Here is a 22,076-nt window from a genome sequence, read left to right as displayed (position 1 = left end):
AGGGTGGCATGTCACTGATGCACACGAGCTTCACCCGGCGACGCGCGGCGACGCTGACCGTCACGGCTCTGGCCGTCGCTCTCGCCGCGGCCGGCTGCGGCGGCGGCGACGGCACCGCACCCGCGCTGCCCGGCAACTCCGGCACGGGCAGCGACGGCGTGATCGCCCAGTCGGTGTACGACGCCGCCCCGGTGGCCACCGACGCGGACATCCCGGCCGGCTCCACGATGGACGCGATCCGCAAGCGCGGCCACCTGACCGTCGGCGGTTCCCTGGACGCGCCACTGCTGTCCCAGCAGAACCCGGTCAGCGGCACCATCGAGGGCTTCGACGCCGACATGGCGAAGCTGCTGGCCAAGTACATCATCGGCAAGCCCGAGGTGAAGACGACGACCATCGGTACGCAGACCCGGGAGGCCATGCTCCAGGCCAAGTCGGTGGACGCGGTCTTCCAGACGTACACGATCACCCCGCAGCGGGCCACCCAGGTCGCGTTCGCCGGGCCGTACCTGACCTCCGGCCTGGCGGTCGGGGTCCGCAAGGACGACACCTCGATCAAGAGCGTCAAGGACCTCGCCGGCAAGACCGTCATCGTCGGGGCGAACACCCCGGCGGTCACCGCGCTGCCCAGCGCCGCACCGGGCTCGAAGCAGGTCGCCTTCGGCACCGACCCGCAGGCGCTACAGGCACTGCTGCAGAAGCGTGGCGACGCGTACGTGCAGGACTTCACGCTGCTCGCCTCGGGTGCCAAGGCGAACCCGGGGATGAAGGTGGTCGGTGAGCCGTTCACCACCGAGGCGTACGGCATCGGCCTGAACCGCGAGGACGCGCAGTTCAAGGAGTTCGTCAACAACTGGCTGAAGAAGATCCAGGCCGACGGCACCTGGGCGAAGGTCTGGGAGGGCACGCTCGGCTCGGTGGTGGAGGGTGGAGCACCCACTCCGCCCGCCCTCGGTTCCGCCGACGGCTCCTGAGCAGCCCCACACGCCGATGGACGCCCTCACCGCCCACCTGAGCGAACTCGGCCACGGCCTGGTCACGACGGTCGAACTGACCGTCGTGACCACGGTCGGGGCGATGCTGCTCGGCATCGTCGTGGCCACTTTGCGGATCGCCCCCGTCGCGTTGCTGCGCGCCATCGGCACGGCGTACGTCGAGGTGCTCCAGAACCTGCCGCTGCTGGCGCTGCTGGTGCTCTTCGTCTTCGCGCTGCCGACCATCGGCATCTCGTTCCCGCTGTTCACCTCCGCCGCCATCGTCATCGCCGCCTACGAGGGGGCGTACCTGGCCGAGGCGATCCGGGCCGGGATCAACACGGTCGGCGTCGGTCAGGCCGAGGCCGCCCGCGCCATCGGGCTCACGTTCGGCCAGTCCCTGCGGCACGTGATCCTGCCGCAGGGACTGCGGGCGGTGATCCAGCCGATCGGCAACATCTGTATCGCGCTGCTGATGAACACGTCGCTGGCCGCCGCCGTCGGGGTGGTCGAGCTGACCCAGGCCGCCAACAACGTGAACCTCCTCGAGGCCCAACCGATCGCCGTCTTCACCGGCGCGGGCCTGGCCTACATGCTGCTGGCGTTGATCATCGGTCAGGTCACCGGCCTGCTCGAACGAAGGCTGGCGATCGTCCGATGAACCAGACCCAACAGATCCTCTTCGACGAACCAGGCCCGCGTGCCCGCAGGCGGATCCGCATCGCGACCGTGCTGGGCGCCGTCGTCCTGGCCGGGGCCGCCGTCGCCGCGGCGCACCAGTTCGCCAGCCACGGCGAGTTGGCCGCCGAGCGCTGGCAGCCGTTCACCACCTGGCCGATCTGGCGGTACCTGCTCACCGGACTCTGGGCGACGGTGCGCGCCGCCGCCGCGACCGCCGTGCTCAGCGCGGCGCTCGGGTTGCTCCTGGCGCTCGGCCGGCTGTCCGCGCGCCGACCGCTGCGCTGGGTGGCCGGCGCGTACGTGGAGATCTTCCGGACCGTGCCCACCCTGCTGCTGATCTACGTGACGCTGTTCGCGCTGCCGCAGTACGGGCTGAACTTCCCGCTGTTCTGGAAGCTCGTGGTGCCGCTGGTGGTCTCCAACTCGGCGGCGTTCGCGGAGATCTTCCGGGCCGGCATCCTGGCCCTGGACCCGGGGCAGACCGAGGCCGGCCTCGCCGTCGGGCTGCGCCGCGGGCAGGTCATGGCGCTGGTGGTCCTGCCGCAGGCGCTCCGCCAGCTCACTCCATCCCTGGTCAGCCAACTGGTCGGGCTGCTCAAGGACACCTCGCTGGGCTTCGTGGTCAGCTACACCGAGCTGCTCTACAGCGGTCAGGTGCTCGCCTCGTACACCCATCTGTTGATCCAGACGTTCCTGGTGGTGGCCCTGATCTACCTCGCGGTCAACGCCTCGCTGTCGAAGTTGGCCCGCGTACTCCAGGCTCGCGACGGCCGCCGGATCGGCCGTCGCGGACGGCGGACCGCGGAGCTGCCTCCACCGCTCGTCGAAGGGAACCTGAACCGGTGACCGTCCCCCGCTACGCCGAACTGGCCCGGGTCGTCCGCAACGGCTTCGTCGAGAGCCGGCACTACGGCAGCGTCGTGGTGCTCGACCCGGACGGCGCGGTCGCCCTCGCCGCCGGTGTCCCCGACGAGCCGGTGCTCCCCCGCTCCACCCTCAAGCCGGTGCAGGCGTTGGCCTGCCGGATCGCGGCGACCGCCGGGCCGGACGGCGTCGACTCGCTGACCGGGCCGGCACTGGCCCTCGCCGCCGGCAGCCACACCGGCGACGACCGGCACGTCGAGGTGGTCCGGGCGATGCTGACCGGCGTCGGCCTGACCGAGGACGCGCTGGGCTGCCCGCAGGACTGGCCGGAGGACGAGCCGACCCGGGACCGGCTGATCCGCGCCGGCGGGCAGCGCGAGCGGATCCGGATGAACTGCTCCGGCAAGCACGCCGCCATGCTGGTCGCCTGCGTCGCCCGGTCCTGGAGCACGCACGACTACCTCGACCCCGAGCATCCGCTACAGCGGGAGACCGCCGCGACCATCGCCCGGCTGGCCGGTACGCCGATCGCACACCAGGCGGTCGACGGCTGCGGCGCACCGCTGTTCGGCCTGCCGCTGACCGGCCTGGCCCGCACGTTCCAGGCGTTGGTCTCCGCGCCCGCCGGGAGCGACGAGGCGCTGGTCGCGCAGGCCATGCGCCACCATCCGGAGTACGTGGGCGGCTGGCACGGGCACCCGAACACCGACCTCATGCGGGCTCTGCCCGGCGTACTCGCGAAGGGCGGGGCGGAGGGCGTACTGGCGGTGGCCGCGCCGGACGGGCACGCCGTGGCGGTCAAGGTGATCGACGGCGCGCCCCGCGCCACCACCGCCATCGCACTCGCCGCCCTGGAGGCCGTGGGTGTGCCGGTCGACGGGGCCGACGCGCTGCGCCGAGTGCCGGTACTCGGCGGCGGCGAACCGGTCGGCACCATCACCGCCCTCGTCGACAGCACCTCGGCACCGTCTCGTACCTCAGCACCGTCTCGTACCTCGGCACCGTCTCGTACCTCGGCACCGTCTCGTATCGAAAAGGAAGTGTCATGACCACATTCGAGATCTGCATCGACAGCGTCGAGGGCGCGCTCGCCGCCGAGGAGGCCGGCGCCGACCGCGTGGAGCTGTGCTCCGCGCTCTTCGACGGCGGTCTGACCCCCAGCCTGGGCGCCATCGAGACGACCCTGCGCGTCGTCACCCGGATCCGGGTGCACGTGATCATCCGAGCGCGGGCAGGCGACTTCATCTACTCGCCGCTGGAGGTCGAGGCGATGGAGCGGGACGTACGTGCGGCGGTGGCGGCCGGGGCGCACGGCATCGTGATCGGCGCGCTGACCGCCGAGGGTGACGTCGACGTGCCGACCACCCGGCGACTGATCGCCGCCGCCGGTGACGCCAGCATCACCTTCCACCGCGCGTTCGACATGGTCCGCGAGCCGTACGCGGCCCTGGAGCAACTGGTCGAGCTGGGCGTGCACCGCGTGCTCACCTCGGGCCAGGAGGTCAGCGTGCTGGAGGGCGCCCCGCTCATCGCCGACCTGGTCCGCCGGGCCGCCGGACGGATCGTCATCATGCCCGGCGGCGGCATCACCCCGCGCAACATCGCCCGGATCGTCGAGGCGACCGGTGCCGACGAGTACCACTTCGCGGCCCTGGTCAGCTCGGACAGCCCGGCCGTACACCGCAACCCGAGGCCGCTGATGGGCGGCACCCTGAACCGGCCCGAGTACGAGCGCTCCGGCACCTCCGGCACCCTGGTCGGCCAGGTGCTGGCCGCAGCGCGCCCCTGACCCGCGCCGCCCGAGCCTGACCCCGGCCCGATGATCGTGCTGGAACGTGGATGGAGTGGCCTCCCCGTCGCGGGAGGCCACTCCATCATGGATCGAGCGCGATCATGGAAGTTCAGCCCAGGTCGTTGACGCAGCGCAGCACCGGGCGCGCGGTGAGGGCGCTCGGGCCGAGCGAGCCGTCGGCGCGCACGGTGAACAGGACCGACTCGCCCGGCAGCAGGGTGACCAGGGCCTCGTCGACGGACGCCGTCGGGTCCAGCCGATCCGGGAACAGGGTCAGGTCGCGCAGCACCGTGCGGGCGGTGACCCGGACGAGCTGCGCGCCGTCGACCGGTTCTACCGTCGCGTCCCAGGCCGCCGCCGGCCAGTCGACGTCCCGGTCCTCGGCGAAGAACCAGAGCGCACGCCGCGTGCTCTGGCCCGCCTCGGCGACCAGCAGCTCCCGCCGGGCCTCCTCCGGCCGAGCGAGCTCCGTCGGCAACGCCAACGTCACCGAGGAGTACGCCGGCACGTCGAGCTGGTAGGAGCTCTTCGCCCGCGACTCCCCGCCCAGGGTGAGCCGGGTCACCGAGGCCGACGCCCGCCAGGGTGTGCCGCCGTCGTTCACCGCGACCAGGGCCAGGCCACCGTTCCGGGGCTGCACGGTCAGCAGCCGGTCGGCGTACGCGTGGCGCAGCGCGTACCACAGTGGTTTGCGTCGGCCGTCACCGTCGACGGCCGACCAGGAGGTGACCGGCCAGCAGTCGTTGAGCTGCCAGACGATGGTGCCCGCGCAGACGCCCCGGTGCGAACGGAAGTGCTCCACCCCGAGCTGGATCGCCCGGGCCTGGTTGAGCTGGGTCAGGTAGTGCCAGTCGTCGAAGTCGACCGGGGCGGGCAGGTGCGCGTCCAGGCCCCGCTGAAGTTTGGCGTCGCCGCCGGCCGCCTTCTGGTGGTGCGCCATGCCCGGCGAGTCGGGAGCGAGAGGCTCGTCGCGTACCGCCCGGCGCAGGGTCGCGTACGCCGGTGGGCCCTGGTAGCCGAACTCGGCGACGAAGCGTGGGACGTACTCCCGGTATTTCGTGTAGTCGTCGGTGTTCCACACGTCCCAGATGTGCGTGGTGCCGTGTGCCGGGTCGTTGGGGTGGATCGCCTCGGCGCCCGACCAGGGGCTGCCCGGCCAGTACGGGCGGGTCGGGTCCAGCTCGCCGACGATCCGGGGCAGCACGTCCAGGTAGTAGCCGTGCCCCCAGGTACGTCCGGCGAGGGGTTCCTGCCAGTCCCAGTCGTGCCAGCCCCAGATGTTCTCGTTGTTGCCGGTCCAGAGCACCAGCGACGGGTACGGCGCCAGCCGGGTCACCTGCTCGGCGGCCTCGGCGGCGACCTCGCTGCCGAACGGCTCCTCCTCCGGGTAGGCGGCGCAGGCGAACAGGAAGTCCTGCTGGACGAGCAGGCCCCGCTCGTCGGCGAGGTCGTAGAAGTCCGCCGACTCGTACCGGCCGCCGCCCCAGACCCGCAGCAGATTGACGTTGGCCGCGGTGGCCTGGTCGAACCGCTCGGCCAGCCGCTCCCGGGTGACCCGGGTGGGGAAGGTGTCGTCCGGGATCCAGTTGACCCCGCGTACGAAGACCGGCTTGTCGTTGACCAACAGCGCGAACGGGGTGCCGTGCTCGTCGGGCGTGGTGTCCAGCCGGACCGACCGGAAACCGATGCGCCGGACCCAACTGTCCAGCGTGGCACCGTCCGGGCCGTGCAGGGTCACCTCCAGTGGGTGCCGCGCCTGCTCGCCGTACCCCCGGGGCCACCACAGCGCGGGCTCGCGGACGGTGAGGGTCGCCACGGCCGTGCGCTGACCGGCCGGAATGACGATCTCGGCGTGGGCTCCGGCGACGGTGGCCCGGACGGTCAGCGGGACGGCCGCCGCCCGCTCGACCTCGACGTGCAGCTCGACCTGCCCGTCCCGGCCGGCGAGGGTGACCAGCGGACGGACGGTGGCCAGCCGGGCCGTGGACCAGGCGTGCAGGCCGATCTCCTGCCAGATGCCGGCGGTGACCAACGTCGGTCCCCAGTCCCAGCCGAAGTTGCAGGCCATCTTGCGGATGAAGTGGAACGGCTCCGGATAGGCGTTGGGACGGTCACCGAGCCGCTCCTGCTGCGCCTCGGCGTACCGGTAGGCGGAGTCGAACGCGACGACCAGGTCGTTGTCGCCGTCGCGCAGCAGCGACCGGACGTCGAACCGGTAGCCGCGGTGCATGTTCTCGGTGCTACCGACCTGGACGCCGTTGAGGGTGATCGTGGCGACCGTGTCCAGCCCCGCGCAGACCAGGTCGACGCGGTCGTCGTCGCCCGGCTGATGGACGAACGTGGTCCGGTAGACCCAGTCGGTGTGCCCGATCCAGGCCAGCGTCCGCTCGTTGTCGTCGAGGTAGGGGTCCGGGATCAGCCCGGCGTCGAGCAGGTCGGTGTGCACACAACCGGGCACCGTGGCCGGCACGGCCCGTTCGGCGACCTCGGCCGGCACCTGCGCTCCGGGTGCCGCCCGCAGGGTCCATCCCTCGTGGAGTGCCTGTCGGCTCACGATCTCACCGCACCTTTTCGTCAGTTGCCTCGGCAGGCACCTGACGGTAGATCATCTCGGTGCTCAGCGGGACGGTGAGGGGAACTCCTCGAAGTACGCCTCGACCCGCTCGGCGGTGGCCGGGCGGGCCAGCGCGAACCCCTGCCCGTACCGGCAGCCGGCCAGGCGTGCCCCGTCGACCTCGGCCGTCGACTCCAGCGCCTCGGCGACGATCTCCACACCCAGCCGCTCCCCGACGTTGACCACCACGTCGATCAGCGGCAGCTGCCCGTCCGGCCGCGCGCCCACCAACTCCGGGCCCACCTTGAGCAGGTCGATCGGCAGCCGGCGGAGCTGGGCCAACGAGGCGTGCTCGGGGCGGAAATCGTCCAGCGCCGTACGGACGCCCAACGACCGCAGGCCGGCCAGCCGGGCCACCACGGTCGGCAGGTCACCGGCGATCCTCGGCTCGGCGACCTCCACCACCAGGCGATCCGGCGGTACCCCGTACGCGGCCAGCACCGCCGCGATGCGCTGCACGAAGTCGGGGGTGGTCAGCTCACGGATGGTGACGTTGACCGCCATCCACAGCTCCCGGGTGCCCGACGACCAGCCGGCCAACTGCCGACAGGCCCGGTCCAGCACCCACCACTCCAACTCGCCGACCAGGTCCAGGTCCTCGGCGACCGGCAACAGCTCGGCCGGGAGCACCGTGCCGAGCACCGGGCTGCGCCAGCGCAACAGCGCCTCGGCACCCACCGGCTGCCGGTCGGCCAGGTCGAGTACCGGCTGGTAGACCAGGTCCAGCTCGCCGCGGGCCACCGCACCGGGCAACTCACGTTCCAGGTCGAGCCGCCGGACCAACTGTTCCTCCAGGAACGCGTCGTACCACTCGACCCGGTCCCGGCCCAGCTGCACGGCCCGCCGCCGGGCCAGCTCGGCCTGGCGGAGCACGTCGGCCGGACCGACGCCGCTGACCTCGGCCAGCCCGATGCTCGCCTGCACCCGCAGCATCGACCCGGCCAGCTGGTAGGGCGGAGCGAACGCGCTCAGCAGTCGGATGCCCAGCGCGTACGCCAGCACCGGGCCCGCGGCGGTGACCACGGCGAAGCCGGTGCTGGTGCACCCGGTGACCAGGTCGTCGGGGCTCACCACGTCGCGGGTCCGGTGGACCGCCTCGGCCAGCACGTCCTCCCGGACCGTCGGGCTGATGCCGTCCACGTGCAGGTCCACCAGCAGCAGCGCGCCGACCGGCGCCGGTACGTCGCCGATCGCGGCGAGGGCGTCCAGCAGGGCCGCCCGGTCACCCCCGCCGCCACCGGCCGGACCGGGCCGGCGGCTCAACGCGGACCAGGCCACCCCGTCGTCGTGCGGAACGGCCGGGCGGTCCGGCAGGCCGAACCAGCCCGCCTCGGCCGCGCGGCGGTGCCGGACCGCCCGACCGGTGCGGCGGCGGTGCGCGGCGGGCCTCTCGGTGCTGGTCGGGTCACCGCCGCCCAGCAGCTCGCGGAGCACCAGTGGCGGCACCGCCGCCAGGGCCAGCAGCACACTCGTCCGATCCGGTGCGCGGCCCGCGCCCAGGTGCAGGCCCGCCGTCAGCAGCAGAACCGCCGCCGGTAGCACGACCCGGAGCCAGGTCGGGGCGACCGGGGCGGCCGTCGGCTCGGCGTCGACCGGATCCAGCGCGTCGCCCGCGCCGAGCGCGGTGAGCAGCATCCCGAGCACCAGCGGCGGTACGGCCAGCAGAGCCGCCCGACCGGCCGGTGCGGGCGGCAGGGTGGCCAGCAGAGCCAGCCCGACCAGGGTGAGCAGGACGCCACCCCGGCACCTGGCGGTTGCCGAGCGTCGGCGTGTGCCGGTGAACGCGTTGAGCGCCGCCATGCCCAGCCCGCCGAGCACCAGCGCGGCGACCAGCCGGGCCGGCGCCGGCAGGATGTCGCGGGGCAGCAGCAGCCAGCCGGCGAGCGCCAGGCCGACGGCCGGCCCGGTCGCCTCGACCACGCCGCGCAGCCGGACCCGGACCGGTGGCCGCGTACGGCCGGGGAGCTGGCGCAGTCCGGCCACGGACAGGACCGCCACGATCAGCGACCCGACCAGCGCGGCGGCCTGGCTCGCGGTGTCGGTCAGGGGCAGTACGGCCGCGGTGAGACCCGCCGCCACCACCGCCGCGTCGAGCAGCACGCCCGCCGTGCGCCGGGCCGCCTGACGTCGGCTGGCCAGGCGGGAGAGCCGCACCCCGGCGAGCGTGGCGCCGGCGCCGCCGGCCAGCGCGATCACCATCGGGGTCGGGACCAGGCTGGCTTCGCCAGCGAGGACGAGCAGGGCCACCGCCGTGGACACGGCGGCCTCCGGTGCGGCTCGGCGGGGGACGAGGACGCGGAACGGGTACGCGAGGAGCACGGCGGTCGCCTTCGTGAGGGGGCACGGGGGCGGTGCGGCGATGCGGGACATCGGACGTTGCACGTCCGCTGCCCAACAAATGAGAACGATCGGTGACCGGATCGGTTACGTGTCAGCCACCGGGCAGGCAATGACCTGTGTCACTGTACGACGTGTCGGGCCGTGGGGCACCGCCCGCCGCGAGCCGGTCCGACCGGGGGTGGGATCATCGCAGGGTGAGTACGCCCGACACGGTCCGCTTCCGGTACAACCAAGCCATCCTGGTCGCCTCGGTCATCGCCTTCATCGGCGCCCTGCCGTTGGCCAACGCCCGGGCGTACCTGCTGCCGGTGCTGCTCGTCCCACTCGCCGTCGGGCTCTGGGCCTGGCGGGCCGGCACCGACGCGGACGCCCGCGAGCTGCGCCTGCGGGCGCTGGCCGGGCAGCGCCGGATCGGCTGGGACCAGGTCGTCGAGCTGGTCACCGACGCACGCGGTCGGGCGGTCGCCCGACTCGACGACGGTCAGCAGGTCGTCCTGCCGGCGGTACGCGGCACGGACCTGCCCCGGCTGGTCTCGGCCACCGGGCAGACGCTGCCCGACGCGGCCGGCTGACCCGCCCGCTCAGTAGCCGTCGACCACCGTGTTGATCAGCGGCTGACCGGCGGCGAACCGCCGTACCTGCTCGCCGACCAGCCGGTACGCGCGCGGCAACAGCCCTCGCACCGAGCCCGCCACGTGCGGGGTGAGCAGCACGTTCGGCATCGTCCAGAGCGGAGAGTCGGCGGGCAGCGGTTCCGGGTCGGTGACGTCCAGCGCGGCCGAGATCCGGCCGGTGCCCAGCTCGGCGACGAGCGCCTCGGTGCTGGCCACCGGGCCGCGGGCCCCGTTGACCAGCAGCGCCCCGTCCGGCATCGCGGCCAGGAACGCCTTGTCGATCAGGCCGCGGGTCTGGTCGGTGAGCGGCACCAGCACCACCACCACGTCGGCCTCGGGCAGCAGGCGGGGCAACTCCTCGACGCCGTGGACGCCCTGCCCGGGCCGGGCGGTCCGGGCGACCAGGGTGAAGCTCACCTCGAACGGGGCGAGTCGATTCCGTACCGCGGTGCCGATCGAACCGGCTCCGACGATGAGCACCCGCTTGCCGGACAGCTCATCGGTGGGCGCGGCCTCGTCGAAGGCCCACCGTCGGTCGGCCTGCGCCCGGACGAAGGTCGGGAACGCCCGCAACTGCGCCAGGATCGCGGTGACGACCCACTCGGCGGTCGACGGATCATGCACGCCCCGGGCGTCGCAGAGCGTGACACCCGAAGGCATCCGACCGGCCCAGGCGTCCGCCCCGGCGGAGAGCAGCTGCACCACCGCCAGGTCGGGCAGCTCGTCGAGCAACGCGGTCGCGGTCGACGCGGCCAGGAACGGCGGCACCCAGAACCGCACGTCGGCCACCGCGGAGGGCAGCCGCTCGGTGTCCTCGGCGACCTCCACGGTCACGCCCGAGGGCAACTCGCCGACGAGGTTCAGGCCGGCCTGGTGCGGGATCCATACCTTCACGATCGCCGACGATAGCCCCCGACACCGCGATCGATGCGGGCACGGCGGCGAACCAGCCGTGCCGGGGGATGGCGCCCGACGCCGGAGCAGGCGAGACTCGGCACACCGTTGTTCGGCCCGGGCGCGGAAGAGGTATAACGAAGGGTCGGAGTGCCGGTCGGCCTCCGCCCGGCAGACAGGTGCTCGATGACCGACGGCTCACCCGCCCGCCCGCACCGTACGATCGCCCCGCCCTCGGCGCTCGGCGACCCGGCACGGTTGCGAGCGCTCGCCGAGACCGGCCTGGACGCCAACCCGGACGAGGCGTTCGACCGGTTCGCCCGGCTGGTCAGCGACCTGCTGGACGTTCCGGTCGCACTGGTCTCCCTGGTCACCGCCGACCGACAGTTCTTTCCGGGCGCGGTCGGGTTGCCCGAGCCCTGGGCGAAACTCCGGGAGACCCCGCTGAGCCACTCGTTCTGCCAGCACGTGGTGGACGTCGAGGCGCCGATGGTGTTGCCGGACGCCCGGCTCTACCCCCGCGTACGGGACAACCTGGCCATCGACGACCTCGGCGTCGTCGCGTACGCCGGGATGCCGTTGACCGACCTGGCCGGGCGGGTGCTCGGCTCGCTCTGCGCCATCGACAGCAAGCCGCGCGCCTGGACCGCCGGGCAGTTGCGGACGCTGGCCGACCTGGCCGCCGCCTGCTCGTCGGAGCTGCGGCTGCGGATCGCGCTGGACGGCGCGCAGGAGGCCCGACGGCGGGTCGTGCAGGCGCACGAGCGGTTGGAGCTGCTGGCCGGCGTGAGCGAGACGCTGGGCGGGACGTTGGACGTGGGCACCGCGCTGCACCGGCTCGCCGACACCATGGTGCCGCTGCTCGCCGACTGGTGCCTGCTCACCCTCGCCGGACCGACCGGTCTGCCCCGCGAGGTGGTGGCGGTGCACCGCGACCCGGCCCGGAAGGCCGACCTGGACCGCTTCGGCGATTTGCTGCGTACCGGCCTGAGCACGGAGTCGATCATCCGCGCGGTGCTGCGGACCGGCCAGCCCCAGCTCGGTGGTGCGGCCTCGCTGGCCGACGTGGCCCGGGGCACCACGACTCCGGAGATGGCGTCGATCGCCGAACGGCTGGGTTTCGCCTCCTACCTCAGCGTCCCGGTCCGGGCGGTCGGCGGCACCGTGCTCGGCGCGATCACCCTGGTCAACGACGCCAAACGCCAACAGTTCGACGACCGCGACCTGCTCACCGCGGTGGACATCGGCCGCCGCGCCGGGCAGGCGATCGGCAACAGCTCGATGTACGGCGAGCAGCGGCACGTCGCCGAGGTGCTGCAACACAGCATGTTGCCGCGGCTTCCGGTCGTGCCGGAGCTGGAGCTGGCGGCCCGCTACCAGCCGGCCGCCGACCGGGTCGAGGTCGGCGGCGACTGGTACGACGCCTTCGTGCAGCCCGACGGGGACCTGATCGCGGCGATCGGGGATGTGGCCGGGCACGACATCGAAGCGGCGGCGACCATGGGCCAGCTGCGCAACCTGGTCCGTGGCAACGCGTTCGGCCGGCCGGACGCGGTCGGGGAGCTGATGACCCACCTGGACGACGCGATCCGCGGTCTGCGGCTGCCGATCGCGGCCACCGCGACGTTGGTCCGGATCCGTCCCGAACGGTCCGGCACCCGAGCGGTGACCTGGTGCAACGCCGGGCACCCGCCGGCCCTGCTGGTCCGTGCCGGTGGCGCGGCGCAGATCCTCGAAGCGCCGCCGGAGCCGCTGCTCGGTCTGGCCCGGCCGGTACGCCGGACAAGTCAGTCGACCAGCCTCGCCACCGGCGACACCCTGCTGCTCTACACCGACGGGCTGATCGAGCGGCGGGACCGGTCCATCGACGAGGGGCTGGCCGAGCTGCAGGCTCGGATGAACGGCACCGACACGCTGCCCCTCGACGAGCTGTGCGACCTGCTGCTCGCCTCGACCCAGCACCGTGAGGACGACACCGCGCTGCTGGCCGTACGGGCACGCTGACCGGCCCACGCACCGGACCACCCGGGCCCGCGCACCGTGGCCGGTCCACCCTGGCCGCCGTCCACCGTCGATCCCGTCGGGCCCGCCCGGGCCATTCGGCGGGCTACGCTGGGCCGGGTGAGCGACCGTCCCCCGTACTCTCGCATCCGCCGCCTCCAGGCGGTCCTCGCGGCGTCCTGTGCGGCGCTGCTGTTCACCGCCGGTTGCAGCTTCGGTGAGCCGGAGCCGGACCCGGCCGGTGAGCCACCCAACCTGCCGACCCCGTCGTCGTCGGCGAGCCCCGGCGGCGCCGGCCAGCAGGCGGTGGCGACGGTGCTCGCCAAGGGGCTCCGAGTGCCCTGGGCGATCGCCTTCCTGCCGGACGGCGGGGCGCTGGTCACCGAACGCGACAGCGGCCGGATCCTCCAGCTCGGCCCCGAATCCGGCCCGGACGGCCTGCGGGTCCGAGTGGTGCAGACGATCGCCGACGTGGCCGCGGCGGGCGAGGGTGGCCTGCTGGGCATCGCGGTCTCCCCCGGCTACGCCCAGGACCGGACGGTCTTCGTCTACTACACCACCGAGCGGGACAACCGGGTCGTCCGGCTGCAACCGGGTGGGCAGCCCACCCCGATCCTCACCGGCATCCCCAAGGCCAACGTGCACAACGGCGGCGGGCTCGGCTTCGGCCCGGACGGCCAGCTCTACGTCAGCACGGGCGACGCCGGGGCACGCCCCAACGCACAGGACGTGAAGAGCCTCGGCGGCAAGATCCTGCGGATCACTCCGGACGGCAAACCCGCGGCCGGCAATCCGTACCCTGGTTCGCCGGTCTGGTCGCTCGGGCACCGCAACGTGCAGGGCTTCGCGTGGGACCCGGGCAAGCGGATGTACGCCGTCGAGTTCGGCCAGAACACCTGGGACGAGATCAACCAGATCACCAAGGGCGGCAACTACGGTTGGCCGCAGGTCGAGGGTCGGGCCGGCGACAAGCGGTACCTCGACCCGATCACCCAGTGGGCGACCTCGGACGCGTCCTGCTCCGGCCTGGCCGCGGCGGACCGGCTACTGGTCACCGGATGCCTGCGCGGCAAGCGGCTCTGGGTGCTGGAGCTGACCGACACGGGCACCCTGCTCGGCCAGCCCAGCGAGCTGCTCACCAACAGGTACGGCCGGCTCCGCGCGGTCGCCGCCGCGCCGGACGGATCGCTCTGGGTGAGCACCTCCAACCATGACGGGCGGGGCAGTCCGGCGGGCGACGACGATCGGATCCTGCGGGTGGTCTTCGCCGGCGGTGACGGCGGCCGGAGCTGACCAGCGACCCCATCCGTTCAGGTTTGCCAAGATTCGCGGACGGGCAGGCAAGAATCTCAGCATGGACGGGCAACACGACGAGCAGCACGACGACGCCGGTGACCGGGACGAGCCGGTGACCGGCGACGAACCGACCGCCCGCGACGAGCCACGGCGGTCGGCGGGCCTGCTGGCCGTCGCCCGGTCCGGTCCACTGCGCCGCACCGGGGTCATCCTGGCCGTGCTCGCCGTGGCACTGGTCGGCGTGGTGCTCGGTGTGCTGGCCGGCGGTCGGGTGGAGACCGACATCGGCCCGTTCCGGGCCAACCTCAGCATCACTCCGGCCAGTGCCGGCGGCACCACCGTCGACGTGCCTCCGCTCGGCGCGCTGCTGCTGGACAGCCACGACGGGCCCACCCACCTCACCGTGCGCCTCGGCGCGCTGGACCAGGGGCGCACCGAGGCGTTGCTGGACGACCCGGCCAGCATCAGCCGGGCCAGCCAGAGCGCCGTCGAGGACGTCCGCTCCGGGGTGATGCGGCTCGGCCTGCGTACCGTCGCCTCTGCGGTGCTGGCCACCCTGCTGCTGGCCGCGCTGGTCTTCCGGGACATGCGGCGGACCGCCTGGGCGGGCGGGCTGGCCCTGCTGGTCGCCGCCGGCAGCCTCGGCACCGCGGCGGCCACCCTGCGCCCGCAGGCGATCGAGGAGCCGCGCTACGAGGGGCTGCTGGTCAATGCCCCGGCCATCGTCGGCGACGCCCGCCGGATCGCCAACGACTACACCAAGTACGCCGAGCAGCTGCAACGCCTGGTCGGCAACGTCAGCCAGCTCTACACGACGGTGTCGGCGCTACCGGTGTACGAGCCGGCGCCCGGCACCACCCGCGTGCTGCACGTCTCCGACATGCACCTCAACCCGACCGGCTGGCAGCTGATCCGGACGGTGGTGGAGCAGTTCGGCATCGACGCGGTCATCGACACCGGCGACATCACCGACTGGGGCAGTGAGCCCGAGGCGTCCTTCGTCGCGTCGATCGGCCTGCTCAAGAAGCCGTACGTCTTCATCCGGGGCAACCACGACTCGGAGCGGACCGGCGCGGCGGTGGCCCGCCAGGACAACGCGATCGTGCTGAACAACTCGACGACCACGGTCGCCGGGCTGACCATCGCCGGCATCGGCGACCCGCGCTTCACCCCGGACAAGAACACCTCCCCCGCCGGCAGCGGGTTGACCCAGCAGGTGGCCGACCAGGTGATCGGGGCCGGTGACCAGCTCGCCGCCACGGTGCGCAGCTCGCCGAAGCCGGTGAACATCGCGCTGGTGCACGATCCCGCCTCGGCCGGGCCGCTCGCCGGCACCTGCCCACTGGTGCTGGCCGGGCACACCCACGCCCGGCAGGTCTCCAAGCTGCCCCAGGCCCCCGGCCAACAGCCCACCACGCTGATGGTGGAGGGCTCCACCGGCGGCGCTGGGCTGCGCGGTCTGGAAGGTGAGAAGCCGACCCCGCTGTCGATGACCGTGCTCTACTTCGACCCGCAGAAGATGCTCCAGGCGTACGACGACATCACCGTCGGCGGCACCGGGCAGGCCCAGGTCAACCTGGAACGGCACGTGGTGGCGGACCCGGTCGCGGGAGTGCCCGCCTCGGTCACCCCCACACCGACCCGCTGAGCGCCGCCCGGCCGGCGCTGAGCGGCCGCGCGCTGGCACCAGGTGGCGCGCGGAGTGTAAGGAAGGGTCCCTTCCTATCGAAAAAACGATAGGAAGGGACCCTTCCTTACACATCAGCCGCTGAGGCGGGCCAGGATCAGCTCGCGAACGGTGGCGGCATCGGCCTGGCCACGGGTGGCCTTCATGACCGCGCCGACCAGCGCGCCGGCCGCGGCGACCTTGCCGCTACGGATCTTGTCGGCGATGCCCGGGTTGGCGGCGATCGCCTCGTCCACCGCGACGGTGAGCGCCCCGGTGTCCGAGACGACCTCCAGGCCCCGGCTGGTCATGATCTCGGTGGGCGAACCCTCGCCGTCGACCACGCCCTCCAGCACCGTACGGGCCATCTTGTCGTTGAGCTTGCCGGCGTCGACCAGGCCCTGCAGCTCGGCCACCTGGGCCGGGGTGGCGCCGATGTCGGCCAGCTCCACGCCGCTCTCGTTGGCCCGGCGGGACAGCTCACCCAGCCACCACTTGCGGGCCGCGGCCGGGGTGGTGCCGGCGGCCACGGTGGCCTCGATCAGCTCGACCGCGCCGGCGTTCAGCACCGACTGCATGTCCAGGTCGGAGAGCCCCCACTGCTCCTGGAGCCGACGCCGGTGCACCCGGGGCAGCTCCGGCAGGGCGGCCTTCAGCTCGGCGACCCAGGCAGCGTCCGGAGCGATCGGCACCAGATCCGGCTCCGGGAAGTACCGGTAGTCGGTCGCCGTCTCCTTGGAGCGGCCCGAGGTGGTGTCGCCGGACTCCTCGTGGAAGTGCCGGGTCTCCTGGGTGATCCGCCCACCGGCGTCGAGCACCGACGCCTGCCGCAGCATCTCCGAGCGGACCGCCCGCTCCACCGACCGCAGCGAGTTGACGTTCTTGGTCTCGGTACGGGTGCCCCACTCCTGCCCCGGCAGGTTGAGGGAGGTGTTCACGTCGCAGCGCAGCGAACCCTCCTCCATCCGTACGTCGGAGACGCCGAGGGTGCGGATCACGTCCCGCAGCTCGGTGACGTACGCCCGGGCCACCTCCGGGGCGAGCGCGGCGGTGCCCGGGATGGGCTTGGTGACGATCTCGACCAGCGGGATGCCGGCCCGGTTGTAGTCGACCAGCGACTCGGTCGCGCCGTGGATGCGGCCGGTGGCGCCACCGACGTGCAGCGTCTTGCCGGTGTCCTCCTCCAGGTGCACCCGCTCGATGCCGATCCGCACCGTCTCGCCGTTGACCTCGACGTCCAGGTAACCGTCGACGCAGATCGGCTCGTCGTACTGGCTGATCTGGAAGTTCTTCGGCATGTCCGGGTAGAAGTAGTTCTTCCGGGCGAAGCGGCACCACTCGGCGATGGAGCAGTTCAGCGCCAGGCCGATCCGGATGATCGCCTCGATGGCGGCCTTGTTGGCCACCGGCAGCGAGCCGGGCAGGCCCAGGCAGACCGGGCAGACCCGGGTGTTCGGCTCGCCACCGAAGTCGGTCGGGCAGCCACAGAACATCTTGGTGTTCGTGCCCAGCTCGACGTGGGTCTCCAGGCCGATCACCGGTTCGTAGCGTGCGACGACCTCGTCGTACGCGGGCAGCGTCGTCGTCATCTGGGCTCCTGCCTCACAGTGCCGGTGGGGTGAAGGTGCCGACCGCGGACTCCAGCGCGGCGGCGACCCGGTACATCCGGTCGTCGGCCATCGTCGGAGCCATCACCTGCAGGCCGACGGGCAGCCCCTCGGAGAGGCCGCAGGGCACCGAGATGCCCGGCCCGCCGTACAGGTTGGTCGGGATGGTGAACAGGTCGGCCAGATACATCTGGTACGGGTCCGCGGTGCGGGCCCCCATCGGGAACGCCACCGACGGGGTGGTCGGCGAGATCAGCGCGTCGACCTGCTCGAACGCGGCGGTGAAGTCCCGGGTGATCAGCGTACGGACCTTCTGCGCCTGCCCGTAGTACGCGTCGTAGTAACCCGACGACAGCGCGTACGTGCCGAGCATGATGCGGCGCTTGACCTCCGGACCGAAGCCGGTCTCGCGGGTCAGCGACATGACCTCCTCCAGCGACCGGTTGCCGTCGTCGCCGACCCGCAGGCCGAACCGGACGCCGTCGAACCGGGCCAGGTTGGAGGAGCACTCACTTGGGGCGATCAGGTAGTACGCCGGCAGCGCGTAGGCGAACGTCGGGCAGGACACCTCGACGATCTCCGCACCCAGCTTGGCCAGCGCGTCCACCGACTCGCGGAAGGCCGTCATCACGCCCGGCTCGGCGCCCTCGCCGACGAACTCGCTGACGATGCCGAGCCGTACGCCGGTCAGGTCGCCGGTCGCGCCGAGCTTCGCCGCCGCCACCACGTCCGGCACCGGCTGCGGGATCGAGGTGGAGTCCCGCGGGTCGTGGCCGCCGATCACCTGGTGCAGCAGGGCCGCGTCGAGGACGGTACGGGCGCACGGGCCGGGGGTGTCCAGCGACGAGGAGAAGGCGACCAGCCCGTACCGGGAGGTGCCGCCGTAGGTGGGCTTCGCGCCGACGGTGCCGGTGACCGCGCCGGGCTGACGGATCGAGCCGCCGGTGTCCGAACCGATCGCCAGTGGCGCCTCGTACGCGGCCAGCGCGGCGGCGCTACCGCCACCCGAGCCGCCCGGGATCCGGCTCAGGTCCCACGGATTGTGCGTCGGGCCGTACGCCGAGTATTCGGTGGAGGAGCCCATCGCGAACTCGTCCATGTTGGTCTTGCCGAGCATCACCGTGCCGGCCTCGCGCAGCCGCTGCACGATCGTGGCGTCGTACGGCGGGCGCCAACCCTCCAGGATCTTCGAGCCGACGGTGGTCGGTACGCCCCGGGTGGCCAGCACGTCCTTCACCGCGACCGGTACGCCGGCCAGCGGGCCCAGCTCCTCGCCGGCGGCCCGGCGCTCGTCCAAGGCGCGGGCCGCGGCCAGCGCACCGTCGGTGTCCACGTGCAGGAAGGCGTGCACCCGGTCGTCGACCGCGGCGATCCGGTCCAGGTGGGCCTGGGTCACCTCGACGGCGGAGGCCTCGCCGCCAGCGACCAGCGCGGCGATCTCCGTCGCGGTCATTCTGGTCAGATCGCTCATGCCGTCACTCCGCTTCGCTCCGCGACGCCACGAGGCACCTCCGCGCTGCACCGATGATTCGCTCGCTCGCGCTCGCTCATGAGGCCACATCCTCGCTCAGGATCCGCGGTACGCGGAACCGCTGGTCCTCGGCGTCGGGCGCACCCGAGAGCGCCTCCTGCGGGGTCAGGCACGGCGTGACGACGTCGTCGCGCAGGACGTTGGTCAGCGGCACCGAGTGCGAGGTCGGCGGGATGTCCGCGGCGGCGACCTCGCCGACCTGGGCGACCGCCTGGAGGATCACGTCGAGCTGGCCGGCGAACGTGTCCAGCTCCTCCTCGGTGACGGCGAGCCGCGACAGGCGCGCCAGGTGCGCGACCTCCTCGCGGGAGATGGCGGCCATCCGTGCCCCCTTCTGATGTCCTGCTGGATCGGGCGGTGTGCCGGCCGCGCGACGGGTGGAGCGTGACGCGCGGTGACCGGAGCGAGTCTATTGTTCCGCTCCGGTGCCGCGTCCCCGACTCCCCCTCCGGCAGCCCGTTGGCCGGTTCAGCGGGTGGATCGACGGTTGGTGTCCGGGTCCGGGCCGCCACTCGGGCGGACCGGCCGGTACCGGGACAGCCAGGTGACCAACTCCTCGGCGGGCATCGGTCGGGCGTAGAACCAGCCCTGAGCGGCGTCGCAGCCGGCGGCGTGGAGCATCCGCCAGGTCCGTTCGTCCTCCACGCCCTCGGCGACCACCCGCAGCCCCAGCGCGCCGGCCAGCTCGATCATCGACCGGACGATCGCCGCGTCGTCGGCGTCGTCGGCCATGCCGAGCACGAACGAGCGGTCGACCTTCACCTCGGACAGCGGCAGCCGGCGCAGGTGTTGCAGGGAGGAGTACCCGGTGCCGAAATCGTCCAGCGCGATGGCCACCCCGAGCTTGTGCAGCCGGGAGATGGTGGCCAGCACGCGGCGCGGGTCGGCCATCAGGGCACCCTCGGTGATCTCCAGTTGCAGTTGCTCTGCCGGCACCTCGTAGCGGGCCAGCCGGTCGGCGATCTGGTCGGCGATCTCGCCGGTGTGCAGGTCACGCACACTGACGTTCAGCGCCGCACGCAGCCGGACGCCGGCCGCCGACCACCTGGCGAGCTGTTCCACGACGTCGTCCACCACCCGGCGGGTGAGCAGCCGCATCACCGCGCTCTGCTCGGCGACCCGGATCAGCTCCTCCGGGTCGACCATGCCCCGCCGCGGATGCCGCCACCGCAGCAGCGCCTCGACGCCGACCACCTCGCCGGTGGCGATGGCGATCTGTGGCTGGTAGTACATGGTGATCTGTCCGGCGTCGTCGGCCGACTCGCCGTCCGGGTGCGCCCAACCGGCCGACCGCGGCGGCTCGTCCGGAGTCTCCGGCCCGCCGTCGTGCTGCCGACCGGTGCCGCCCCGGTGCGGCGGCGCGGGCACGGCACTCCCGTTCGCCGGCCCCCGACCGTTTCCCGCGCGCCGGTCCCGCGCCGGCCCCGCACGCGTGCCGGCGACCGTGGCACGGGTGTTCCGGCCGCGGATCGGGTCGGCCCCGGTGGCGATCCGGTTGATCAGCTCGTCGGCGTGCACCAGCTCCTCGTTCGACCGCCGACGGCGACCCCACCACCGATGGCCGACCGGTGGCGCCGCCGCCGCGAGCACCGACGACGCGCCCGGCGCGCCCCCGACCTCAGGCAGGTCCGCGGTGGTCAGCGCCGCGCCGTCGCCGCCGCGCACGTCCGCCGCCGCATCCAGGGGTACGCCGACCGCCTGCTCCGGACCACCCGGCTCGGCCGGCTCGGCGTCGAGACCGTCCCCCTCGACCGAGCCGGCGTCCCGACCGTCTCCCTCGGTCGTCACCGCCGACGCGGCGTCGAGCGGCCGCTCGGCCGACGGCCCGGCGTCCAGCACCCGGCGCAGGTCGGCGAGGAGACCGAGCCGCTCGGCGGAGTTGTGGTCGGATTCCGGGGCGTAGACGGCCACCGTGTCGTTGCGGTGCTTGGCGTCGTACATCGCCACGTCGGCGTGGCGCATCAGGGTGGCGAAGTCCTCGCCGTGCTCGGGAAAGAGCGCGATACCGATCGAACCGCCCACGTCCAGCGGCAGCCCGTCCAGCGGCACCGGCTCGGCCAACGCCCGGACCACCCGGTCGGCGAGGTCACGTGCCTGGCCCACGTCGGTCAGCCCGGTCATCACGATGGCGAACTCGTCCCCGCCGAGCCGGGCGATCATCTGCGGCCGGGGGTGCACGTCGGTGAGCCGGGCGCTGACCTCGACCAGCAGACGGTCGCCCACGGCGTGCCCGAGTGCGTCGTTGACGTTCTTGAAGCGGTCCAGGTCGATCAGCAGCAGCGCCAGATGGCCGTCGGGCTCGCCGCGTGCGGTCCGCTCGGCGTGCAGGTGCACCTGCTCGGCCACCTCGGTCAGCAGGGCCTTGCGGTTGGGCAGGCCGGTGAGCGGGTCGGCGGCGGCGAGGTGCTGCTGCTCGACGGTCAGCCGGGCCATCCGGTAGACCGCGAAGAGCGGCACCAGCACCAGCGGGATCAGCGCCGCGCTGGTGCGCGCGGCGGCCACCAGCACCGGGGCGAGCAGCAGCAGCGAGCCGGTGGAGAGCAACTCGAAGCCGAGGCCCTGCCGCAGGGTGGGCCACCAGCGGTCGCCGAAGCGCAGCCGTACCGCCCAGCTCACCAGCCCGTAATTGACCACGAACCAGGCCACCGTGGCACCGCCGACGGCGGCGACGTCGGTCCAGTGCAACCGGCCGCCCGAGAAGAGGGTGCCCGGGCCGAGCGTGATGATCCCGTACGCGGCGGCGAGGGCGCAGGCGTACTGGCCGACGTTGAACGCCGTCCGCCACGCGGCGTGCCGCATCCGCCAGCCCGAGACGACCACCCCCACCGCCTGCACCGCCACCGCGGGACCGAGCCCCCAGCCGAGCAGGATGGCGAAGGTGAAGCAGGTGGACGGGAAGACCGCGGAGGACTGCCGACGACCCGGGGGAACGAACGGACGGGCGTCGCAGATCACGGCGAGCGCGGCCATCGTCCAGAACGCCACCGGCATCCGGGACAGCTCGCCCGGCAGCGTCGCGAGTGGACCGGCAGCGGCCAGTGCGGCGACCACCAAAATGCCGACGACGAAGGCGGTGAACTGCGCCACCCGGTCGGACGGGACGGAGTTACGCGGGTCGGCGACCTCCACCCACACCTCCCGACCCGACGGTCGGCGTGCCGGTTGCGCACGCCGTGCCCCAATGAAACGCCCCCGCCCCCAC

The 22,076-nt window shown here is 73.0% G+C and carries 16 protein-coding genes; 9 read left to right on the top strand and 7 right to left on the bottom strand.

Annotated elements, in window-relative coordinates; all coding sequences use genetic code 11:
• The first annotated feature begins 8 nt into the window (after positions 1-8).
• Genes ACFQGL_RS15970 through ACFQGL_RS15950 form a run of 5 tightly spaced genes read left to right on the top strand, consistent with a single transcriptional unit; the run spans position 9 to position 4,308 of the window.
• Positions 9-974 carry a glutamate ABC transporter substrate-binding protein gene (locus tag ACFQGL_RS15970; protein ID WP_377512277.1) on the top strand — a complete coding sequence of 322 codons (966 nt, stop codon included), beginning with the start codon at positions 9-11 and terminating at the stop codon, positions 972-974.
• A gap of 16 nt (positions 975-990) precedes the next feature.
• Entirely contained in the window at positions 991-1,635 is a 645-nt protein-coding gene (locus ACFQGL_RS15965; protein WP_377512274.1) for an amino acid ABC transporter permease, read from the top strand.
• A complete protein-coding gene (locus tag ACFQGL_RS15960; protein ID WP_377512272.1) occupies positions 1,632-2,501 on the top strand; it encodes an amino acid ABC transporter permease in 870 nt (289 codons plus the stop codon). Before ACFQGL_RS15965 ends, ACFQGL_RS15960 begins: the two co-directional genes overlap by 4 nt.
• Entirely contained in the window at positions 2,498-3,568 is a 1,071-nt protein-coding gene (locus ACFQGL_RS15955; protein ID WP_377512269.1) for an asparaginase, read from the top strand. The genes ACFQGL_RS15960 and ACFQGL_RS15955 overlap by 4 nt, the downstream gene beginning before the upstream one ends.
• Positions 3,565-4,308 carry a copper homeostasis protein CutC gene (locus ACFQGL_RS15950; RefSeq protein WP_377512265.1) on the top strand — a complete coding sequence of 248 codons (744 nt, stop codon included), beginning with the start codon at positions 3,565-3,567 and terminating at the stop codon, positions 4,306-4,308. Before ACFQGL_RS15955 ends, ACFQGL_RS15950 begins: the two co-directional genes overlap by 4 nt.
• A gap of 112 nt (positions 4,309-4,420) precedes the next feature.
• Here ACFQGL_RS15950 and ACFQGL_RS15945 read toward each other — a convergent pair whose 3' ends face one another.
• Positions 4,421-6,865 (bottom strand): glycoside hydrolase family 2 protein, encoded by a 2,445-nt coding sequence (locus ACFQGL_RS15945; RefSeq protein ID WP_377512262.1) that lies wholly within the window; start codon positions 6,863-6,865, stop codon positions 4,421-4,423.
• Positions 6,866-6,928: 63 nt separating this feature from the next.
• Positions 6,929-9,244: an EAL domain-containing protein gene (locus ACFQGL_RS15940; RefSeq protein ID WP_377512259.1), complete on the bottom strand. Its 2,316-nt coding sequence runs from the start codon at positions 9,242-9,244 to the stop codon at positions 6,929-6,931.
• Positions 9,245-9,459: 215 nt separating this feature from the next.
• Here ACFQGL_RS15940 and ACFQGL_RS15935 point away from each other — a divergent pair, with 215 nt between their 5' ends.
• Entirely contained in the window at positions 9,460-9,837 is a 378-nt protein-coding gene (locus tag ACFQGL_RS15935) for a PH domain-containing protein (RefSeq protein WP_377512256.1), read from the top strand.
• A gap of 9 nt (positions 9,838-9,846) precedes the next feature.
• On the opposite strand, the gene ACFQGL_RS15930 is transcribed toward ACFQGL_RS15935, so the two are convergent.
• On the bottom strand, positions 9,847-10,773 hold the full coding sequence (locus tag ACFQGL_RS15930; RefSeq protein WP_377512253.1) for a 2-hydroxyacid dehydrogenase: 927 nt from the start codon (positions 10,771-10,773) through the stop codon (positions 9,847-9,849).
• 186 nt (positions 10,774-10,959) lie between these two features.
• On the opposite strand from ACFQGL_RS15930, the gene ACFQGL_RS15925 reads away from it, so the two are divergent.
• The 3 genes from ACFQGL_RS15925 (at position 10,960) to ACFQGL_RS15915 (ending at position 15,718) form a co-directional block, all read left to right on the top strand.
• On the top strand, positions 10,960-12,777 hold the full coding sequence (locus tag ACFQGL_RS15925; protein WP_377512250.1) for a SpoIIE family protein phosphatase: 1,818 nt from the start codon (positions 10,960-10,962) through the stop codon (positions 12,775-12,777).
• Between the two features lie 117 nt (positions 12,778-12,894).
• On the top strand, positions 12,895-14,067 hold the full coding sequence (locus ACFQGL_RS15920; RefSeq protein ID WP_377512247.1) for a PQQ-dependent sugar dehydrogenase: 1,173 nt from the start codon (positions 12,895-12,897) through the stop codon (positions 14,065-14,067).
• Positions 14,068-14,128: 61 nt separating this feature from the next.
• Positions 14,129-15,718, top strand: a complete 1,590-nt coding sequence (locus ACFQGL_RS15915) for a metallophosphoesterase (RefSeq protein ID WP_377512245.1) — start codon at positions 14,129-14,131, stop codon at positions 15,716-15,718.
• Between the two features lie 113 nt (positions 15,719-15,831).
• Here the strand turns inward: ACFQGL_RS15915 and gatB are convergent, their stop codons facing one another.
• The 4 genes from gatB to ACFQGL_RS15895 form a co-directional block, all read right to left on the bottom strand.
• A complete protein-coding gene (gene gatB / locus ACFQGL_RS15910) occupies positions 15,832-17,325 on the bottom strand; it encodes an Asp-tRNA(Asn)/Glu-tRNA(Gln) amidotransferase subunit GatB (protein WP_377512242.1) in 1,494 nt (497 codons plus the stop codon).
• Between the two features lie 13 nt (positions 17,326-17,338).
• Entirely contained in the window at positions 17,339-18,814 is a 1,476-nt protein-coding gene (gene gatA, locus ACFQGL_RS15905) for an Asp-tRNA(Asn)/Glu-tRNA(Gln) amidotransferase subunit GatA (RefSeq protein ID WP_377512239.1), read from the bottom strand.
• Between the two features lie 76 nt (positions 18,815-18,890).
• Positions 18,891-19,196, bottom strand: coding sequence for an Asp-tRNA(Asn)/Glu-tRNA(Gln) amidotransferase subunit GatC (gene gatC / locus ACFQGL_RS15900; RefSeq protein WP_377512236.1), 306 nt, complete (start codon positions 19,194-19,196; stop codon positions 18,891-18,893).
• 146 nt (positions 19,197-19,342) lie between these two features.
• The gene (locus tag ACFQGL_RS15895; protein WP_377512233.1) at positions 19,343-22,003 is read right to left on the bottom strand and encodes a putative bifunctional diguanylate cyclase/phosphodiesterase; all 2,661 of its coding nucleotides are present in this window, start codon (positions 22,001-22,003) and stop codon (positions 19,343-19,345) included.
• Positions 22,004-22,076: the final 73 nt, after the last annotated feature.

The organism is Micromonospora vulcania (assembly GCF_042658605.1).
GTDB lineage: Bacteria > Actinomycetota > Actinomycetes > Mycobacteriales > Micromonosporaceae > Micromonospora > Micromonospora vulcania.
The sequence above is the reverse complement of the archived record's forward strand: the minus strand, read 5'-3'. Positions and strand labels throughout refer to the sequence as shown.

Excerpts from the sequence above, each read along its gene's own strand:
- ACFQGL_RS15965 (WP_377512274.1), top strand. The coding sequence starts at position 991 with ATGGACGCCCTCACCGCCCACCTGAGCGAACTCGGCCACGGCCTGGTC.
- ACFQGL_RS15915 (WP_377512245.1), top strand. The coding sequence starts at position 14,129 with ATGGACGGGCAACACGACGAGCAGCACGACGACGCCGGTGACCGGGAC.
- ACFQGL_RS15925 (WP_377512250.1), top strand. The coding sequence starts at position 10,960 with ATGACCGACGGCTCACCCGCCCGCCCGCACCGTACGATCGCCCCGCCC.
- ACFQGL_RS15950 (WP_377512265.1), top strand. The coding sequence starts at position 3,565 with ATGACCACATTCGAGATCTGCATCGACAGCGTCGAGGGCGCGCTCGCC.
- ACFQGL_RS15960 (WP_377512272.1), top strand. The coding sequence starts at position 1,632 with ATGAACCAGACCCAACAGATCCTCTTCGACGAACCAGGCCCGCGTGCC.
- gatC (WP_377512236.1), bottom strand. The coding sequence starts at position 19,196 with ATGGCCGCCATCTCCCGCGAGGAGGTCGCGCACCTGGCGCGCCTGTCG.
- gatA (WP_377512239.1), bottom strand. The coding sequence starts at position 18,814 with ATGAGCGATCTGACCAGAATGACCGCGACGGAGATCGCCGCGCTGGTC.
- gatB (WP_377512242.1), bottom strand. The coding sequence starts at position 17,325 with ATGACGACGACGCTGCCCGCGTACGACGAGGTCGTCGCACGCTACGAA.
- ACFQGL_RS15970 (WP_377512277.1), top strand. The coding sequence starts at position 9 with ATGTCACTGATGCACACGAGCTTCACCCGGCGACGCGCGGCGACGCTG.